At 58.5% G+C, this 212-nt stretch carries 1 protein-coding gene; it reads right to left on the bottom strand.

Going from position 1 to position 212, the window contains the following annotated elements:
* A partial coding sequence (locus tag PA598K_RS35500; RefSeq protein WP_148092066.1) for a transposase occupies positions 1 to 212 on the bottom strand: 212 nt, incomplete at both ends.

The raw sequence follows: 212 nt of genomic DNA, 5'->3' as shown, positions 1-212 counted from the left end.
CACTTCGTCGTCTGCTTGTGAAGCACATCCTGACGGCTGTTCCGAATCTTCTCATGGATGCGGGCTACCTTGATCTTCGCCCGCTGCCAGTTGCTGCTGCCTCGCATGCGGCGTGACATCCGGCGTTGCCACTTCGCCAACTGCTGTTCATAGCGGCGTGTATGTCTCGGATTGGCAACGACCTCGTCATCAGAGGTCACCGCCAGGTGCTT

The sequence above is a fragment of the Paenibacillus sp. 598K genome, from assembly GCF_003851045.1.
GTDB lineage: Bacteria > Bacillota > Bacilli > Paenibacillales > Paenibacillaceae > Paenibacillus_D.
This window is presented reverse-complemented; position numbering and strand designations above follow the sequence as displayed.